This is a genomic window from Streptomyces sp. NPDC127119, assembly GCF_042677425.1.
GTDB lineage: Bacteria > Actinomycetota > Actinomycetes > Streptomycetales > Streptomycetaceae > Streptomyces.
In genome coordinates this window covers 1-16,814 of the sequence record NZ_JBHXTO010000179.1, presented here as the reverse complement: position 1 = coordinate 16,814, position 16,814 = coordinate 1, and the positions used below count along the sequence as shown (strand labels likewise).

Genomic DNA, 16,814 nt, shown 5'->3' with positions numbered 1-16,814 from the left:
CCCCTGAAAAGGGGCGCGGGGAACTGCGCAGTCGGTGACCTACACCCCCACGGCCTCCCGCTCGGCGGCAGCCGTCCGCTTCGCGGACTTCTTCGTCGCGCGCCGCTCCTTGCGGAGCTCCACCATCGCGTACAGCGTCGGCACCAGCAGCAGCGTGAGCAGCGTCGACGTGATCAGGCCGCCGATCACGACCACCGCGAGCGGCTGGGCGATGAAGCCGCCCTCGCCGGTGATGCCCAGGGCCATCGGCAGCAGGGCGAAGATGGTCGCCAGGGCCGTCATGAGGATCGGGCGGAGGCGGTGCCTGCCGCCCTCGATCACGGCCTCCACGACCCCGTACCCCTGCTTGCGGTACTGGTTGATCAGGTCGATCAGCACGATCGCGTTCGTCACGACGATGCCGATGAGCATCAGCATGCCGATCATCGACGGCACGCCCATCGGCGTACCGGTCACCACGAGCAGACCGATCGCGCCCGTCGCCGCGAACGGGATCGAGACGAGCAGGATCAGCGGCTGGATCAGTGACCGGAAGGTCGCCACCAGCAGCATGAACACGATCGCGATCGCCGCGAGCATCGCGAGGCCGAGGGACGCGAACGCGTCGTCCTGGTCCTCGGAGACTCCGCCGATGGAGGCCGTGGCCCCGGCCGGCAGCTTCAGCTTGTCGAGCTTCGTCGTCAGCTCGTTGCTGACCGCTCCGGTGTTGTCACCGGTCGGCTTGGCCGTGATGGTGGCCGCGCGCTGACCGTCGATGCGGGTCATCGAGACCGGGCCGTCGACCAGCTGCACCGTCGCGATGTCGCCGAGCTTCACCGGGCCGAGCTTGAGGTTCTTCAGCTCGGACAGCGTCTCGGCGGGCTTCGCCGACTTGATGACGACGTCCCGCTCGGTGTCGTCGAGGATCGCCTTGCCGCTGGTGGTGCCGCGGACGGCCTGGCCGACGGCCGCGCCGAGCGTGGCGTCGTTGAACCCGGCGGCGGCGGCCTTGTCGTTGGCCTTGACCGAGATGCGCGGCACCGACTGGGCGAGGTCGCTGGTGACGTCGGTGACGTCGTCCAGCTCGGCGACCTCGTCGCGGACCTTCTCCGCCGCCTCGCGCAGCACCTCGCCGTCGGCGGACTTCACCACGACGCTCAGGTCCTGGCTGCCGAACCCGTCACCGGCGGCGACCGTCGTCGTACCGATCCCGGAGAGCTTGCCGAGCCCCTCCTCGATGCTGTCCTGGACGTCGTCGAAGGAGGCCGAGTCGGCGACCTTGACGGTGTACGAGGCCTGGTTGGTGTCCGTGCCCCCACCGAACGCGGCCATGAAGCCGGAGGAGCCGATCGTGACCTGGTAGTCCTCGACGCCCTTGACGTCGGCGAGCAGCTGCTCGACCTTCTTCGCCTGCGCGTCGGTCGCGGCCAGGCTGGTGCCGGGCTTCAGCTCCTGCTTGACGGTGAGGACTTCCTGGTCGCCCTGGTCGAAGAAGTTCGTCTTCAGCAGGGGCGTCATACCGAACGTACCGACGAGCACGACCACCGCGATGGCCACACTCGTGAGGCGGCGGCGGGTGGCGAAGCGCAGCACGGGGACGTAGAAGCGCTGGAGGCGGCTGCGCTCCTCCTTCTCCTCGGCCTTGCGGCGGGCCTCCTCCGGGTCGGCCCCGCGCACGTCCTTGGGGGCGCGCAGGAACCAGTACGAGAGGACGGGGACGACCGTCAGCGAGACGAGCAGCGAGGCCAGCAGGGCCGCGGTGACCGTCAGGGAGAACGAGCCGAAGAGCTCGCCGACCATGCCGCCGGTCAGGCCGATGGGCAGGAAGACCGCGACCGTGGTGAGCGTCGAGGACGTGACCGCGCCCGCGACCTCGCGTACCGCCTTGAGGATCGCCTCCTGGCGCTCCTCGCCGTAGCCGAGGTGCCGCTTGATGTTCTCCAGGACCACGATCGAGTCGTCGACGACCCGGCCGATGGCGATGGTCAGGGCGCCCAGGGTGAGGATGTTGAGCGATTCGTCGCGGACCCAGAGCACGATCAGCGCGAGGACGACCGACATCGGGATGGAGACCGCGGTGACCAGCGTCGAGCGGACCGACGCCAGGAAGACGAGGATGACCAGGACCGCGAAGAGCAGTCCGAGCGCGCCCTCGGTGGTCAGGCCCTTGATGGACTTGGAGACGGCCGGGCCCTGGTCGCTGACGACCGTCAGGGTGGCGCCGGAGCCGAGGTCCTTGCGCAGGCCGGGCAGCTTGTCCTGGACCGCGTCGGAGACCGCGACCGCGCTGCCGTCGTGGTCCATGGTGACGGAGACCGCGAGGCTGGGCTTGCCGTCGGTGCGGGTGATGGACTCCGTCCTGGCGGGCTTCTCCTCGACGGTCGCGACGGTCGCCAGGCGTACGGGCTTCCTGCCGCCCTCGCCGGTGACCATCAGGTCCTCGATCTGCTGGAGCGAGGTGAAGCCGCCGCCGACCTGGACGGTGCGGTTGTCGCCGTCCTCGTCGAAGGAGCCGGCCGGTACGGTCGCGCCGCCCGCCTGCAGTGCCTGGCCGAGCGCGGCCGTGGTCAGCCCCGCCTTCGCCAGCTTCGCGTCGTCGGGCGTGACCGCGACCTCAAGGTCCCGTACGCCGTCGACCGTGACCTGGGCGACGCCGTCGATGTCCTTCAGCGCGGGGACGACCGTACGGTCCAGCTGGTCCGAGAGGGCCTGCTGGTCCTTGCCGGAGGTGACGGCGAGGACCACGGTCGGGATGTCGTCGGTCGAACCGGCGACCACCTGCGGGTCCACGTCGTCCGGGAGCTGGACGCGGGCGCGGTTCACGGCCTGCTGGACGTCGGCGACGATCCGGGCGGAGTCGTTGCCGTAGTCGAAGGAGGCCATGATCAGGGCGTTGCCCTCGCTGGCCGTGGAGGTGACGCCGGAGATCCCGTCGACCGCTTCGAGGTTGTCCTCGATGGGCTCGACGACCTGCTTCTCGACCACGTCGGGGGACGCACCCTGGTACGGCGCCAGGACCGACACCATGGGCAGTTCGATGGTGGGCAGCAGCTGCTGCTTGAGTTGCGGTATCGCTATCGCCCCGAAGACGAGCGCGATGATCGACATCAGCCCGATGAGGGCGCGCTGGGCGAGGCTGAAGCGGGACAGCCAGGACATGGGTGACGGGTCTCTCTTCTGTTGCTTGAGGCTGTCGCCTCTGTGTCTGGAGGCTGTTGCCTGTGCGGGGAGCGGCGCGATGGGCTCATGTGAGCATCCGCCTATCACTCTGAGCCATCGGTGGGGCCGCTCCCCTCGCCCCCAGGTCCCGTTTCCTTATACGGCGCATACCGCGCCCGCAGTACGTACGGGTGGAGCTCACTCCACCCTTGGGCGTACCAGTCCGGACTCGTAGGCGATCACCACGAGCTGGGCCCTGTCACGGGCTCCCAGCTTGGCCATGGCCCGGTTGACGTGCGTCTTCACGGTGAGCGGGCTCACTTCCAGCCGCTCGGCGATCTCGTCGTTGGAGTGCCCGCCCGCGACCTGGACGAGGACCTCGCGTTCGCGGACGGTGAGCGCTTCGAGGCGTTCGGCACGCGCGGGGTCGCGGTCGTCGTCGCCGCCCTGCGCGAGGAACTTCGCGATCAGCCCCTTGGTGGCGGCGGGCGACAGGAGGGCGTCGCCGGCCGCCGCGACACGGATGGCGTTGAGCAGTTCATCCGGCTCGGAGCCCTTGCCGAGGAAGCCGGAGGCGCCGGCGCGCAGCGACTGCACCACGTACTCGTCGACCTCGAAGGTCGTCAGCATGACGACGCGCACATGGGCGAGGCCGGGGTCGGCGCTGATGAGCCGGGTCGCGGCCAGTCCGTCGGTGCCGGGCATCCGGATGTCCATCAGCACGACGTCGGCCCGTTCCTCACGGGCGAGGCGGACCGCCTCCGCGCCGTCCGAGGCCTCGCCGACGACCTCCATGTCGGGCTCGGAGTCGACCAGGACGCGAAAGGCGCTGCGCAGCAGTGCCTGGTCGTCGGCGAGCAGGACACGGATCGTCATACGGGGTTCCCCCTGGCTGCCTCGGTCGCGGACGCGGTGGCCGTCGTGGACGCGGTGGCTCCGGCGCGGCTCTTGACCGGCAGGATCGCATGCACCCGGAAGCCGCCTCCGTATCGGGGTCCCGCGCTGCAGGTCCCGCCGAGTGCGGTGACCCGCTCGCGCATGCCGAGCAGTCCGTGGCCGCCGTTCTCCTCCAGGCGGGCCGGGGCGTCGTCGCCGGGGCCGTTGTCGAGGACGGTGATCTCCACGTTCGGGCCCACCCGTACGACGCTGACCTCGGCCTTCGCCTCCTGACCCGCGTGCTTGCGCACATTGGTCAGGGCTTCCTGGATGACGCGGTACGCGGCCAGGTCGACGGCCGCCGGCAGGGCCGTGCCCTGGTCGGTGCGGGCCACTTCGACAGGCAGGCCCGCACTGCGGAAGGTGCCGACCAGTTCTTCGAGGCGGTGCAGGCCAGGGGCCGGTTCGGTGGGGGCCTCGGGGTCGCCCGACTGCCTCAGCAGGCCGACCGTGGCACGGAGTTCGTTGAGCGCGGAACGGCTGGCCTCGCGGACGTGGGCGAGGGCCTCCTTCGCCTGGTCGGGGCGCTTGTCCATGACGTGCGCGGCGACCCCGGCCTGCACGTTGACCAGGGCGATGTGGTGGGCGACGACGTCGTGCAGATCGCGGGCGATACGCAGGCGTTCCTCCGCGACCCGGCGGCGGGCCTCCTCCTCGCGGGTGCGTTCCGCACGCTCGGCGCGCTCTCTGATGGCGTGCACGAAGGCGCGGCGGCTGCGGACCGCGTCGCCCGCGGCGGCGGCCATGCCCGTCCAGGCGAAGATTCCCAGGTTCTCCTGGGCGTACCAGGGCAGGGGGCCCGCGAGCATGGCGAAGGCGGTCAGGACCGTCATCGTGAGCAGGCCCACGCGCCAGGTGGTGGGGCGGTCCGTCGCCGCGGCGACGGTGTAGAGGGCGACGACGGCGGACATCGCGACGGGGGCGCGGGGGTCGCCTGTCACGAACTCCACGACGGACAGGGCGCCCGTCGCGGCGAGGACCCCCAACGGATACCTGCGGCGCAGGATCAGGGTGGTCGCGGCGAGCAGCATGAGGGTGAGGCCGAGGGCGTCGGGGGCGCGGGTGCCCCACATCGTGCCGCCGTGCCGGCCGTTCGGCTCCGCGAAGGAGCCGGCCAGCATGCACGCGAGGACCGCGGCGGCGAGGGTGCCGTCGGCGACGAGGGGGTGGGACCTCAGCCAGGTCCTTGCGCGCGTCAGTGTGCTCACGGTTCTTTACGGTACGGGGCGCTTGGAGGGGGCGGGGGGTTCGGCTTCGACTGCGGGCCGGTGGGGCTTGTTGCGCAGTTCCCCGCGCCCCTGAAAAGCGGGGGTGGGGCCTCGCGGAGAGAGTCGACCGCGGGACCGTGGGGGTTGGCTGCGCAGTTCCCCGCGTCCCTCAGGGGGTGGGGCCTCGCGGGGAGGGTTGGGTGCGGGACTGTGGGGGTTGGCCGCGCAGTTCCCCGCGCCCCTGGGTATCTCAGCCCGTCCGGCGTTTGAGGACCGGGGGGTCGGGGGCAGCGCCCCCGAGTCAGTGACAGGGCGGAAGAAGGCGTTAGCCGGGGAGCAGGCCCTCGTCCGTCAGGAGTTCTCGGACCTCCGACAGCGTCGCGTCCGGGGACGGGAGGATCAGTTCCGAGGGTTCCAGCGAGTCGTCCGGGAGCGGGGCTCCCAGACGACGCACCGCGTCGAGCAGTGCTCCCAGCGTCCGCCGGAAGCCCTCCTCGTCCCCGGACCGCGTCTCCGCGAGGAGCTCGTCGTCCAGCTCGTTCAGTTCGGCGAGGTGGCCGTCGTCCAGCCTCACCTGTCCCTCCCCCATGATCCGTACGATCATGACGCCCTCCTCGGCGTGGGACGGCCCGCGACTACTGCTTGTCGAAGCGCGGCGTGTCCGACTTCGACTGCGGCTGGGACTGAGTCTGCCCCTGACCGCCCTCGATCGCCTGCTGGGAAGTCGAGGACCCCCCGGCCAGCTCGGCCTTCATCCGCTGCAGTTCGAGCTCCACGTCCGTACCACCGGACAGCCGGTCCAGCTCGCTCTGGATGTCGTCCTTGGCGAGCCCCGAGTGGTCGTCGAGGGCGCCGGAGGCGAGCAGTTCGTCGATGGCACCGGCCCGCGCCTGGAGCTGCGCGGTCTTGTCCTCGGCCCGCTGGATGGCCATCCCGACGTCGCCCATCTCCTCGGAGATGCCGGAGAAGGCCTCCCCGATCCGGGTCTGCGCCTGGGCGGCCGTGTACGTGGCCTTGATCGTCTCCTTCTTGGTGCGGAAGGCGTCGACCTTGGCCTGGAGCCGCTGCGCGGCGAGGGTGAGCTTCTCCTCCTCGCCCTGCAGGGTCTGGTGCTGCGTCTCCAGGTCGGTCACCTGCTGCTGGAGGGCGGCACGGCGGGACAGCGCCTCACGGGCGAGGTCCTCACGGCCCAGCGCGAGCGCCTTGCGCCCCTGGTCCTCCAGCTTCGAGGACTGGCCCTGGAGCTGGTTCAACTGCAGCTCCAGGCGCTTGCGGGAGGTCGCCACGTCGGCGACGCCGCGGCGCACCTTCTGCAGCAGCTCCAGCTGTTTCTGATACGAGTAGTCGAGGGTTTCGCGCGGGTCCTCGGCCCGGTCAAGGGCCTTGTTCGCCTTCGCGCGGAAGATCATCCCCATACGCTTCATGACACCGCTCATGGGCTTCGCGCGCCCCCTTCTGACGGACTCCGGCTCCAGCGACTGCAACAGAACCCACAGTACGGGCCCTGCATCCATTACCGCACTGTTCGGGGACGGATGCGCTCATCCCCAAGGACGACTGACGACGATCTTGCTCCGGCGTAGGGAGTAGGTGTCCCCCCAGGGGTCGCTCCGGGTTCGGTCCGGATCTGCTCCGGAGTCGTCCCGGGGCCGACACGCGCAACCGCATGCCACCACCCCATTTCAGGCCTCCTGTCCCCCTACAGACGACCGGTGTTGCCGGATCGTTCCCCACTCGGCCGACGTCCATGCCTCCGCACCCCTTACCCTTGGGTTTTGTGTTCCGTAGCCGCGCCAAAGACGAGAAGGCCCACGCCGACAAGGCGTCGGTGACCGACTCCCCTCAGATCCGTGACCCGCAGGCCCCCAAGGGCAGGCCCACTCCCAAGCGCAGTGAGGCCCAGTCCCAGCGCCGCAGCGTGGCCAATACGCCGACGTCGCGCAAGGAGGCCTCCAAGCGGCAGCGCGACGAGCGCCGCGCCCACATGGAGAAGCAGCGCCAGGCGCTGGCCAGCGGCGACGAGCGTTATCTGCCCGCCCGTGACAAGGGCCCGGTGCGCAAGCTCGCGCGTGACTTCATCGACTCGCGGTTCTGCATCGCCGAGTTCTTCCTGCCGCTCGCGGTGGTCATCCTCGTCCTGAGCATGGTCCGCATCGCGCAGCTGCAGAACGTCGCGCTGCTGATGTGGCTGTTCGTGATCGTGCTGATCGTGCTCGACTCGATCGGTATCGCGATCCGTCTGAAGAAGCAGCTGGCCGCCCGCTTCCCGGACGAGCCCCGGCGCGGCGCTGTCGCGTACGCGCTGATGCGCAGCCTCCAGATGCGTCGCCTCCGGCTGCCGAAGCCGCAGGTCAAGCGCGGAGAGCGGCCCTGAGCGCGGCACCCTTCTCGGGAGGCGCGGCGAAAGCCTGGCTGAGCAAGCTGGGCGGGCTGCGTGATGTCGTACGGCAGGAGCTGGTGGCCCGGCAGCTCGACGAGCAGATAGCCGGGCGGTTCCCCGTCGGGCAGCGGCTGCGCGTGCTCGACGTGGGCATGGGCCAGGGCACGCAGGCCCTGCGGCTGGCTCGCGCCGGGCACCAGGTGACCGGCGTCGAGCAGGACTGCACGATGATCTCCGTGGCCCGTGAGGCCCTTGCCGCCGAGCCCGAGGGCATCCGCGGCCGGGTCCGGATCATCGAGGGCGACGGACGCGACACCGGGGTGCACTTCCTGCCCGGCAGCTTCGACGTGGTGCTGTGCCACGGCGTACTGATGTACGTCGAGGAGCCCGACGCGCTGCTCGCGGGGCTCGCCCGGATGCTGGCCCCCGGCGGGCTGCTGTCCCTGCTGGTGCGCAACGCCGACGCGCTGGCCATGCGGCCGGGGCTGGCCGGCGACTGGGCGGCGACGCTCACCTCCTTCGACACCAGCACGTACACGAACCGGCTCGGGCTCGACGTCCGCGCCGACGGGCTCGACACCCTCACCGGCACGCTCGCCGGGATCGGCGCGCCGTTGCACGCCTGGTACGGCGTGCGGGTCTTCACGGACACGGCCGCCGACGACGCGGCGGTGCCGGACGACGTGGACGCCCTGCTGGCCGCCGAGGAGCGGGCCGGCCGGACCGACCCCTACCGCCGGGTGGCGGCGCTGCTGCACCTGTGCGGCGTACGGGGCTGAGGCCCGCACTGTTTTTCACCGCCCGGCCGGTCAGGTCGGATGCGGGGCAGGACAGCAAGAGGCCGCGACCGGTTCATACGGTCGCGGCCTCTCACTCGTACGGACCACGGGGCCTCGTACGGACCACAGGGCCTCGCGCGGAACAGGGCCTCGTGCGGATCTACGGGGTCAGGACGCCTCGGCGTGCAGGCTCATCGGGCCGTAGATCTCCGCGGCGTCCTCGAAGATCCGGACCTGGTCCGCTCCCCCCTCGGCCAGCTCCTTCCAGTTCTCGCCGAGCCAGGACTCCGCGTCGCCCTGGGTGGTGAACTCCTCGGGCTGGACCGCGGGCTGGACTTCCGTCCCATCGGCCTTCTCGAACCGCCACGTCCATGCCGCCATGTCAGCCTCCCAAAAGTTCCCAAAGTACCGAGCAAGATCGGGCTCTCGCCGTCAGCCTAGGCGCTCCGTTGCCGGTCCGGTGTTCAAAAGTGCAGGTCGAGAACCATGGGGTGCCGGTGGTCGGTGTGCGCGCTCCGCTCGCGCGCTCACCCGCGCCCCGCACGAGGTGCGCCCTTGTGCACCCCCTGACGGGCACGAGCCGCGCCGACACGGGAAAATCGGGCCCGTGGAAGTGACTCTGCTTGGTACCGGCGGGCCCATGGGGCTGCCCAGGCCCGATTGTTCGTGCGCCGTCTGCGCGGTGGCGCTCGGTGCGGACGCCCGCGCGGCCACCGCCCTCCTGGTGGACGGGACACTGTTGCTGGACCTGACACCCGGGGCGGCCTTCGCGGCGGCCCGGGCCGGGCACTCGCTGAGCGGGGTGCGCCAGGTCCTGCTGTCGCACCCGCACGACGGACCCGCCGTGGAGGTGCCCGCGGGACTGCCGCAGCCGGGGCGCGTGCCGGACGGCCGGGAGCTGACGCTGCTGACGGGCCATCGGGTGCGGGCGCTGTCGATGGACGCGCCGGGCACCGGGTACGCGGTCACGGGCCCGGACGGTCAGCGGCTGCTCTATCTGCCGCCGGGCGCGGCCCCCGCGGGCCTGGACGAGACGACCGAGACGTACGACATGGTGGTCGGCGATGTCGTCGGGCGGCCGGACGCGCTGGCCCGGCTGCGGCTGGTGGGTGCGGTGGGGCCCGCCACCGATGTGATCGCGGTGCATCTCGACCACGACGTGCCGCCGGGCCGCGAACTGCGGCGGCGCCTCGCCGCGGCGGGGGCACGGACGGTCCCGGACGGCAGGACGCTGACCGTCGGGGTGTACGAGGACGTGCCCGACGTACCGCGCCGGACGCTGGTCCTCGGCGGGGCCCGGTCGGGCAAGTCGGTGGAGGCCGAGCGACGGCTCGAGGCCTTCCCGGACGTGCTGTACGTGGCGACGGGCGGCGCGCGCAACGGGGACGGGGAGTGGGCGGCCCGGGTGCACGCGCATCGCGAGCGGCGCCCCGGCTCCTGGCGTACCGCCGAGACCTGCGACCTCGTACCCCTGCTGAAGGACGACGGGCCCGCACTGCTCATCGACTGTCTGTCCCTGTGGCTGACGGACGCGATGGACTCCGCGAACGCGTGGGACGACGCCGAGTGGGCCGGTGGCGGCGAACGCGTGCTGCGGGCGAGCGTCGAGGAGCTGACGGCCGCCGTCCGCGAGTCGCGCCGCACGGTGGTCGCCGTCTCCAACGAGGTCGGCTCCGGGATCGTCCCCGCCACCCCCTCGGGCCGCCGCTACCGCGACGAACTGGGCCGCCTCAACGCGGCGTTCGCGACCGAGTGCGAGCACGTGCTGCTGGTGGTGGCGGGCCAGGCGGTGACCCTGAAGGGCTGAGGCCGGATCAGAGGGGGTTCGCGCGCGGGTTCTTGCGGGCGATGATCCGGTACGCGTTCGAGAAGCGGGTGCGGCGCAGGAGCGGGGCCAGGGCGTGGTCCAGGACGAACGCGGAGGCGAGCAGCGGGGCGGTGGCCCGGGTGAGGGCCGTGCGCAGGGTGCGCTGGAGGTCGGTCGGCGGGGCGGGGCGCCAGGGCTCGTCCCCGCCGGGCAGCCGGTTGCCGATCGCCAGGGCCAGGGCGCCGGTCAGGTCGTACGGGACGTGCGGTTCGCGGCGGTCGGTGGAGACGACCGAGCAGCCCAGCGCGTCCAGCTCGTCGAGCAGGTTGCGCAGCGGCATCAGGTGGAGGTGCTGCGGCTGGCAGTACGACACCCACCATTTGCCGAGCAGCGCCCCGAACGCGCAGTCCGGGTCCGGGACTTCCACGAGCAGATGCCCGCCGGGGCGCAGTACGGCGAGCGCGGCGCGCAGTTCCTCGCGCGGGTCGGGGCTGTGCTCCAGGTGGTGGAACATGCTGACCACGTCGTAGCGGGCGCGCAGCCGGCCGACCAGGTCCGGCAGCCGGCCGCGGTGCGCCTCCTCGACCCGGCCCGCCGCCAGGGCCTTGTCGACGCGCGAGGTGGGGTCGAGCCCGTCGAAGGACGTGTACGTGAACAACTCCTTGGCCGCAGCCGGGAAGTGGCCGTGTCCGGTGCCGACGTCCAGCCAGCTCTCGGGTTCCGGGAACGGGAGCATCGCGCGGGCCGCGGCCTCGTGGCGGCGGCGGCCGGCCCGGGAGCGCAGGGTCCGTTCGGCGAAGCTCTCGTGTTCGTGGCGTTCGCCGTCGTGCTCCTGGCGTTCTTCGCCGCCGTCCTGGTTCTCGTAGAAGTCGCGGTGGTAGAAGGCGAGGCCCTCGGTGGTCAGGCGGGGGTTCTGGAAGGCGTGGGCGCAGTCCTCGCACTCGTCGACGACGAAGGTGCCGGGCTTGTGCTGGAGCAGGTCGGGGGTACGCAGCCGGGTGCGCAGCCGCTCCGAGCCGCACCAGGGGCAGTCGGGTCTGCGCGGTTCGTGGAAGCGGTCGGTGCCCTGGGCCAGCTCCCCCAGGTAGACGGCGCGGCGCTGGGCGACGGACTGCTGGGCGGCGGACGTGACGGCTGCGGGAGGCGGCGTGGGGGGTGTGGCCGGGGTCGGGGGTGTGACGGGTGTGGGGGGCATGGTCTGTCTGCTCCTGCCGGTCCGACGGGGTAAGACCCTGTAGAGGCTGATATGAGCCGCTAACAGCTGATACAAACCGGTATGACAATCCACTGCAAACCGGCACACATGGGATCACCGTCTTTGGCGCGCCCACCCCGCGCGGGCCACTGACCGCCCGTCAGGATCCCGGCCGGATCACTGCCGGTACTGTTCGGCGAATGAGCTCGCTTAATCTCGACGACTTCACCGACCTGATCGAGCGCCCCGACGGTGGCGTACGCCGTGACGCCGAGGCGCGCCGCGAGCGCCAGGTCGTGCCGCCCGGGTCACTGGGACGCCTGGACGAACTCGGTGAGTGGCTGGCCGCCGCGCAGGCGGCCGTGCCGGTGCGGGCGATCGAGCGTCCGCGCGTGGTGCTGTTCGCGGGCGACCACGGGGTCGCCGGACTGGGGGTCTCGGCGCGGCCCGCCGGGAGCGCGGACGACCTGGTGCGCTCCGTGCTGGACGGCGCGAGTCCCGTGTCGGTACTGGCCCGGCGCCTCGGAGTGCCCGTGCGGGTGGTGGACATGGCGCTCGACTGCGAGCCGGAGAGCCTGCCCGACGAGGTCGTACGGCACCGGGTGCGGCGCGGGTCCGGACGGATCGACATCGAGGACGCGCTGACCCTGGAGGAGGCGGAGGCCGCGTTCCGGGCGGGCGTCGCCGTCGCGGACGAGGAGGCCGACTCCGGGACCGATCTCGTCGTGCTCGGTGATGTGAGTGTCGGCGGGACGACCGCGGCGGCCGTACTGGTGGCCGCGCTGTGCGGGACCGACGCGTCGGTGGTGACCGGGCGTGGAGGGCGGGCCATCGACGACCTCGCGTGGATGCGCAAGTGCGCGGCGGTGCGTGACGCGCTGCGGCGGGCCCGGCCCGTTCTCGGGGACCAGTTGCAGTTGCTCGCGACGGTGGGTGGGGCCGATCTCGCGGCGATCACCGGGTTCCTGCTGCAGAGCGCCGTGCGGAAGACGCCCGTCGTGCTCGACGGGGTCGTGTCCGCGGCCTGCGCCCTGGTCGGACAGCGGGTCGCCTTCCGGGCGCCGGACTGGTGGCTCGCGGGGCAGAGCAGTGGGGAGCCGGCGCAGGCGAAGGCGTTCGACCGGATGGCGCTCGAACCGCTGCTTTCGCATGGGGTGACCGTGGGGGAAGGGGCGGGGGCGTTGCTCGCGCTGCCCTTGGTGCAGGCTGCTGCGGCGCTTGCGGCGGAGTTGCCTTTGGCTCCTACGGAGGCCTTGGAGGCCGAGTCCGAGTAGGGGTGGGCTCCGCCAGGGGGTCGGGTGCGGGTCCGGCGGGGGTTGCCCGCGCAGTTCCCCGCGCCCCTGAAAGACGAAAAGACTGCGCCGTTCCCCGCGCCCCTGGATGACCTCGGGTGCGGGTACGTGGGGGCTGGCCGCGCCGTTCCCCCCCCCGCCGCTGAAAGGCGAAAAGACTGCGCCGTTCCCCGCGCCCCTGGATGACCTCGGGTGCGGGCGCGTGGGGGCTGGCCGCGCCGTTCCTCGCGCCCCTGGTCGGCGGGGCTGCGCCCCTGCCGACAGAAGGGCGGGGGCGCAGCCCCGTTCTTTCAGGGGCGCGGGGAACTGCGCGGGTGACCCCCACCGGGCCCGCACCCGAGGTCCTTGAGGGGCGCGGGGAACTGCGCGGCCAGGCCCCACCGGGCCGCGGGTGGAGTTCATGCGTGAGTCACCCCGCCCGGGCGGCAGCCCAACGGCAGGGGCGTCGCCCCATATGATCCAGTTTCATGGGAAGCGCCCGATCCATCGCCGCGGCAACCGCCGTGTGGTACCTCCGCACCGTCGCGTTCCTCAACTTCCTGAGCGCCGTATGGGTCTCCCTCGGCCAGGACGTGCGGCGCCACAACACGGAGGACTACTTCACCCCGTACCTCCTGACCGCCGGCTTCGCGTCAGGCGTGTTCACCATGTTCCTGGCGATCACGATGCGACGGCGCAAGCGAGCCGCCTGGATCCTCAACCTGGCCCTGAGCGGAGCGTTCCTGCTGCTGTTCGCCTTCGCCATGGTCTTCCCGGAGGTCCGCCGCTACCCGCAGAACTGGATCTCCCTCGCCCTGACGGCGGCCTTCGTGGCCTCCCTGGTCGTCGGCCGCCCCGCGTTCTACGCGAAGGGCGACCGCTCCAACCCCCGGCTCGCGGCAGCCGTCGCCGTCGGCGGCCTCCTCGCCTGTTCCCTGCTGGCCGCACTCCTGGTGACCGTCACGAACCACGCCCACGACGCGCACCTGTCGACCTTCACCGACCGCTGGCGCTACGGCACCCTGCGGCTCGTCTCGGTCGCCGCCGACGACTCCCGCTTCCCCGGGATCACCACTCCCAACTGGGTGAACGTCGCCATCAACGTACTGAGCACCCTGCTCGTCCTCGCCGTCCTGTACGCGGCCTTCCGCTCCCGCCGCGTCGTCGACCCGCTCACCGCCGACGACGAGGAACGGCTGCGGACCCTGCTCGACCGGCACGGCGACCGGGACTCCCTCGGCTACTTCGCGCTGCGCCGCGAGAAGAGCGTGGTGTGGTCGCCGACCGGCAAGGCCGCCGTCGCCTACCGCGTCGTCGGCGGTGTCTCACTGGCCTCCGGCGACCCCATCGGCGACTCCGAGGCGTGGCCCGGCGCCATCGAACCCTGGCTCTCCGAGGCCCGCGCCCACGGCTGGATCCCCGCCGTGATGGGAGCGGGCGAGGAGGCCGGGACCGTCTACGCCCGGCACGGTCTCGACGCGCTGGAGCTCGGGGACGAGGCCATCGTCGAGACCACCGAGTTCACCCTCGACGGGCGGGCCATGCGGACCGTCCGCCAGGCCTACAACCGCGTGCAGCGCGCGGGCTACCGGGTACGCGTCCGGCGGCACGAGGACATCCCGGCCGACGAGATGGCGTACCTCCTCGCCCGCGCGGACGACTGGCGGGACGGGGCGACCGAGCGCGGCTTCAGCATGGCGCTGGGGCGGCTCGGGGACCCGGGCGACGGCCGGTGCGTGATGCTCGAATGCCGGGACGGCGGCGGCGAGGAGGGGAACGGGGAGGGCGAGTTGCGGGCCGTGCTGTCCTTCGTGCCCTGGGGGCCCAACGGGCTCTCCCTCGATCTGATGCGGCGGGACCGGGACTCCGAGAACGGCCTCATGGAGTTCATGGTGATCCAGCTCCTCCAGCGGGCCCCCGAGCTCGGGATCACGCAGGTCTCGCTCAACTTCGCCATGTTCCGTTCCGTCTTCGAACGCGGCGCGCGCCTCGGCGCGGGACCGGTGCTGCGGCTGTGGCGCTCACTGCTCAGCTTCTTCTCGCGCTGGTGGCAGATCGAGTCGCTGTACCGCGCCAACGCCAAGTACCGGCCCATCTGGGAACCGCGGTTCCTGCTGTTCGAGAAGAGCGCCGACCTGCCGCGCATCGGCCTCGCCGCCGCCCGCGCGGAGGGTTTCCTGGAGGCCCCGGGCCTGCCGAAGTGGCTGCACCGCAAGCGCCTGGACGCGCGCGGATAGGCGGCCCCGTCAGGGGCGTCCGGGCAGGGAACGTACGGGTTCCGGGTCGGGTTTGCCGCCGATCAGGTCCTGGAACCTGCGGCGCGGTCCCACCCAGCGGCGGTCGTGGTGGTAGGCCCGCAGGCGCGCTCTGGCCCGGGCGCGCGGCCGTCGCCGGTAGAAGCGTCTGGCCCAGGGTGACGTGGGGCGGGCCAGCCGGATCGCGCCGACCAGGGCGACGAGCGGGACGATCACCCCGAAGATCGCCATACGGGCCTTGCCCTTGCTCAGCGCCAGCAGCGCGACGCCGAAGTTGAGCGCGATGCTCAGGACGACACCGGCACGGTCCTGCAGTTCGTCCTCGGTGAGGTCGTTGACGCCGAACGGCAGGAAGCCACTGAGCATCAGACCGACCAGCGCCGCCGTGACCACCACGACCTCGACGCTCTTGCGGCCCTCCTCGCTCCAGTAGACGTCGTCGAGGTGCAGGATCAGCGCGAACTCGTCGAGCACCAGACCCGCGCCCATGCCGAACACCACGGCGGACACCGCCGAGCCGAAGCCGTGCCGGTCGCTGCCCACCGCGCCGAAGCCGCCGATCACGGTCAGGACGACCCCGGGGACGACGTGGTGGATGTGCAGACCGCCCGCCTTCACGTTGCCGAACGGGCCCTTGCCCGCCCGGATGAGCCGGACCACGATCCGGGTGATCACGAAGGTGAGGACGAAGGAGGCCAGCGCCAGCAGCAGCGGGAGCTTTCCCGGCTCGATGATGTTCCGTGTCCACCAATGCCCCATGTGCGCACTTTATCCGCGGCTGCCGTGGACGTCTCCCGGTCACCGACGGCCGTCCGGCGATCGTCCGACGGCCGTCAGGCGGTCGTCCCGTGGGCGGCGACCGGTACTCTGCGCCGGTGTCCACGCCCCCGCCGAACCCGTCGCCCGGTCCTCCGCCCGAGACGCCGAAGACGCCCGAGACGCTCCCGGCGCCCTGGAGCGACGGACTCCGCTTCGCCTTCGGCACGCTGACCGTGTTCCCCGTGACCGTGCGGCGCTGGGACCGCGGGGCCGCACGCACCGGCATGCTGAGCGCGCCCGTCGCCGGCCTCGCCGTGGGCGTTCTCGCCGCCGCGACCGGGCTGCTCCTGCTGGTGCTCGGCGCGGGCCCGCTCCTCGCGGCCGTGGCGAGCGCCGCCGTGCCCGCCGTCCTGACCCGCGGCCTCCACCTCGACGGCCTCGCCGACACCGCCGACGGCCTCGGCAGCGGCAAGCCCGCCGAGGACGCGCTGCGCATCATGAAGCAGTCGGACATCGGGCCGTTCGGGGTCATCACCCTGCTGTTCGTGCTGGTCGCGCAGGTCGCTGCGCTGGCTCAGGCGTACGGGGACTCGTGGGCGCGGGGTGTCCTCGCGGCCGTCGTGTCGGCGACCGTCGGGCGTCTGGCGCTGACGCTGGCCGCGCGGGTGGGGGTGCCGGGGGCTCGGCCCGAGGGGTTGGGGGCGGCGGTCGCGGGCGTGGTTTCCGTGCGGGGCGCTGTCGTTACCGCCGTCGCTGTGACGGTTCTGGCGGCCGGGGCGGGGGTGCTGCTCGGCACGTACGGAGTGGTCGGTTGCGTCCTGGCCGTCGTGCTCGGCTGTGTCGCCGCCGAGTTCCTGCTGCGGCACTGCGTGCGGCGGTTCGGGGGTGTGACGGGGGACGTGTTCGGCGCGCTCGAAGAGACCGCCGTGACCGTCGTGCTAGTCGCGTTCTGTCTCTTCGCCTAGCGGCGGATTCCTCGCCCCCGCCGCCCCTACCCGTTCCCGTCCATGACTCGGGGGCCAGCCCCCGAACCCCCGGTCCACCAACAGCGGGCGGGCGAAGTTGAAGGGGGGCGACGCCGGCAAG

Annotated in this window: 14 protein-coding genes; 6 read left to right on the top strand and 8 right to left on the bottom strand. The window is 72.0% G+C overall.

Annotation, left to right across the window (positions count from 1 at the left end; all coding sequences use genetic code 11):
- Positions 1-39: 39 nt before the first annotated feature.
- The 5 genes from ACFVH5_RS39890 to ACFVH5_RS39870 form a co-directional block, all read right to left on the bottom strand.
- Entirely contained in the window at positions 40-3,138 is a 3,099-nt protein-coding gene (locus tag ACFVH5_RS39890) for an efflux RND transporter permease subunit (protein ID WP_385838587.1), read from the bottom strand.
- A 198-nt stretch (positions 3,139-3,336) separates the two neighbouring features.
- Positions 3,337-4,014: a response regulator gene (locus ACFVH5_RS39885; RefSeq protein WP_385838586.1), complete on the bottom strand. Its 678-nt coding sequence runs from the start codon at positions 4,012-4,014 to the stop codon at positions 3,337-3,339.
- Entirely contained in the window at positions 4,011-5,282 is a 1,272-nt protein-coding gene (locus tag ACFVH5_RS39880) for a sensor histidine kinase (RefSeq protein ID WP_385838585.1), read from the bottom strand. The genes ACFVH5_RS39885 and ACFVH5_RS39880 overlap by 4 nt, the downstream gene beginning before the upstream one ends.
- Before the next feature lie 325 nt (positions 5,283-5,607).
- Positions 5,608-5,886, bottom strand: a complete 279-nt coding sequence (locus ACFVH5_RS39875; RefSeq protein ID WP_384815477.1) for a hypothetical protein — start codon at positions 5,884-5,886, stop codon at positions 5,608-5,610.
- A gap of 31 nt (positions 5,887-5,917) precedes the next feature.
- Positions 5,918-6,718 carry a PspA/IM30 family protein gene (locus ACFVH5_RS39870; protein WP_385838584.1) on the bottom strand — a complete coding sequence of 267 codons (801 nt, stop codon included), beginning with the start codon at positions 6,716-6,718 and terminating at the stop codon, positions 5,918-5,920.
- A 311-nt stretch (positions 6,719-7,029) separates the two neighbouring features.
- Between ACFVH5_RS39870 and ACFVH5_RS39865 the strand changes: the two genes are divergently transcribed.
- Positions 7,030-7,656: a DUF3043 domain-containing protein gene (locus ACFVH5_RS39865; RefSeq protein WP_210883330.1), complete on the top strand. Its 627-nt coding sequence runs from the start codon at positions 7,030-7,032 to the stop codon at positions 7,654-7,656.
- An 83-nt stretch (positions 7,657-7,739) separates the two neighbouring features.
- On the top strand, positions 7,740-8,441 hold the full coding sequence (locus tag ACFVH5_RS39860; protein WP_384815482.1) for a class I SAM-dependent methyltransferase: 702 nt from the start codon (positions 7,740-7,742) through the stop codon (positions 8,439-8,441).
- A gap of 168 nt (positions 8,442-8,609) precedes the next feature.
- On the opposite strand, the gene ACFVH5_RS39855 is transcribed toward ACFVH5_RS39860, so the two are convergent.
- On the bottom strand, positions 8,610-8,822 hold the full coding sequence (locus ACFVH5_RS39855) for a hypothetical protein (RefSeq protein ID WP_107018265.1): 213 nt from the start codon (positions 8,820-8,822) through the stop codon (positions 8,610-8,612).
- A gap of 226 nt (positions 8,823-9,048) precedes the next feature.
- Between ACFVH5_RS39855 and ACFVH5_RS39850 the strand changes: the two genes are divergently transcribed.
- Positions 9,049-10,248: a bifunctional adenosylcobinamide kinase/adenosylcobinamide-phosphate guanylyltransferase gene (locus ACFVH5_RS39850; RefSeq protein WP_385838583.1), complete on the top strand. Its 1,200-nt coding sequence runs from the start codon at positions 9,049-9,051 to the stop codon at positions 10,246-10,248.
- 7 nt (positions 10,249-10,255) lie between these two features.
- On the opposite strand, the gene ACFVH5_RS39845 is transcribed toward ACFVH5_RS39850, so the two are convergent.
- A complete protein-coding gene (locus ACFVH5_RS39845; RefSeq protein WP_385838582.1) occupies positions 10,256-11,443 on the bottom strand; it encodes a class I SAM-dependent methyltransferase in 1,188 nt (395 codons plus the stop codon).
- Positions 11,444-11,643: 200 nt separating this feature from the next.
- On the opposite strand from ACFVH5_RS39845, the gene cobT reads away from it, so the two are divergent.
- Entirely contained in the window at positions 11,644-12,717 is a 1,074-nt protein-coding gene (cobT, locus tag ACFVH5_RS39840) for a nicotinate-nucleotide--dimethylbenzimidazole phosphoribosyltransferase (protein WP_385838581.1), read from the top strand.
- A gap of 485 nt (positions 12,718-13,202) precedes the next feature.
- Positions 13,203-14,951 carry a phosphatidylglycerol lysyltransferase domain-containing protein gene (locus ACFVH5_RS39835; protein WP_385838580.1) on the top strand — a complete coding sequence of 583 codons (1,749 nt, stop codon included), beginning with the start codon at positions 13,203-13,205 and terminating at the stop codon, positions 14,949-14,951.
- Positions 14,952-14,960: 9 nt separating this feature from the next.
- Here the strand turns inward: ACFVH5_RS39835 and ACFVH5_RS39830 are convergent, their stop codons facing one another.
- A complete protein-coding gene (locus ACFVH5_RS39830; protein ID WP_385838579.1) occupies positions 14,961-15,728 on the bottom strand; it encodes a hypothetical protein in 768 nt (255 codons plus the stop codon).
- Between the two features lie 116 nt (positions 15,729-15,844).
- Between ACFVH5_RS39830 and ACFVH5_RS39825 the strand changes: the two genes are divergently transcribed.
- Complete coding sequence (locus ACFVH5_RS39825; RefSeq protein WP_385838578.1) at positions 15,845-16,693, top strand: adenosylcobinamide-GDP ribazoletransferase; 849 nt, start codon at positions 15,845-15,847, stop codon at positions 16,691-16,693.
- The last annotated feature ends 121 nt before the right edge of the window (positions 16,694-16,814 follow it).

Excerpts from the sequence above, each read along its gene's own strand:
- ACFVH5_RS39890 (WP_385838587.1), bottom strand. The coding sequence starts at position 3,138 with ATGTCCTGGCTGTCCCGCTTCAGCCTCGCCCAGCGCGCCCTCATCGGG.
- ACFVH5_RS39885 (WP_385838586.1), bottom strand. The coding sequence starts at position 4,014 with ATGACGATCCGTGTCCTGCTCGCCGACGACCAGGCACTGCTGCGCAGC.
- ACFVH5_RS39875 (WP_384815477.1), bottom strand. The coding sequence starts at position 5,886 with ATGATCGTACGGATCATGGGGGAGGGACAGGTGAGGCTGGACGACGGC.
- ACFVH5_RS39870 (WP_385838584.1), bottom strand. The coding sequence starts at position 6,718 with ATGAGCGGTGTCATGAAGCGTATGGGGATGATCTTCCGCGCGAAGGCG.
- ACFVH5_RS39865 (WP_210883330.1), top strand. The coding sequence starts at position 7,030 with ATGCCTCCGCACCCCTTACCCTTGGGTTTTGTGTTCCGTAGCCGCGCC.
- ACFVH5_RS39855 (WP_107018265.1), bottom strand. The coding sequence starts at position 8,822 with ATGGCGGCATGGACGTGGCGGTTCGAGAAGGCCGATGGGACGGAAGTC.
- ACFVH5_RS39845 (WP_385838582.1), bottom strand. The coding sequence starts at position 11,443 with ATGCCCCCCACACCCGTCACACCCCCGACCCCGGCCACACCCCCCACG.
- cobT (WP_385838581.1), top strand. The coding sequence starts at position 11,644 with ATGAGCTCGCTTAATCTCGACGACTTCACCGACCTGATCGAGCGCCCC.
- ACFVH5_RS39835 (WP_385838580.1), top strand. The coding sequence starts at position 13,203 with ATGGGAAGCGCCCGATCCATCGCCGCGGCAACCGCCGTGTGGTACCTC.
- ACFVH5_RS39830 (WP_385838579.1), bottom strand. The coding sequence starts at position 15,728 with ATGGGGCATTGGTGGACACGGAACATCATCGAGCCGGGAAAGCTCCCG.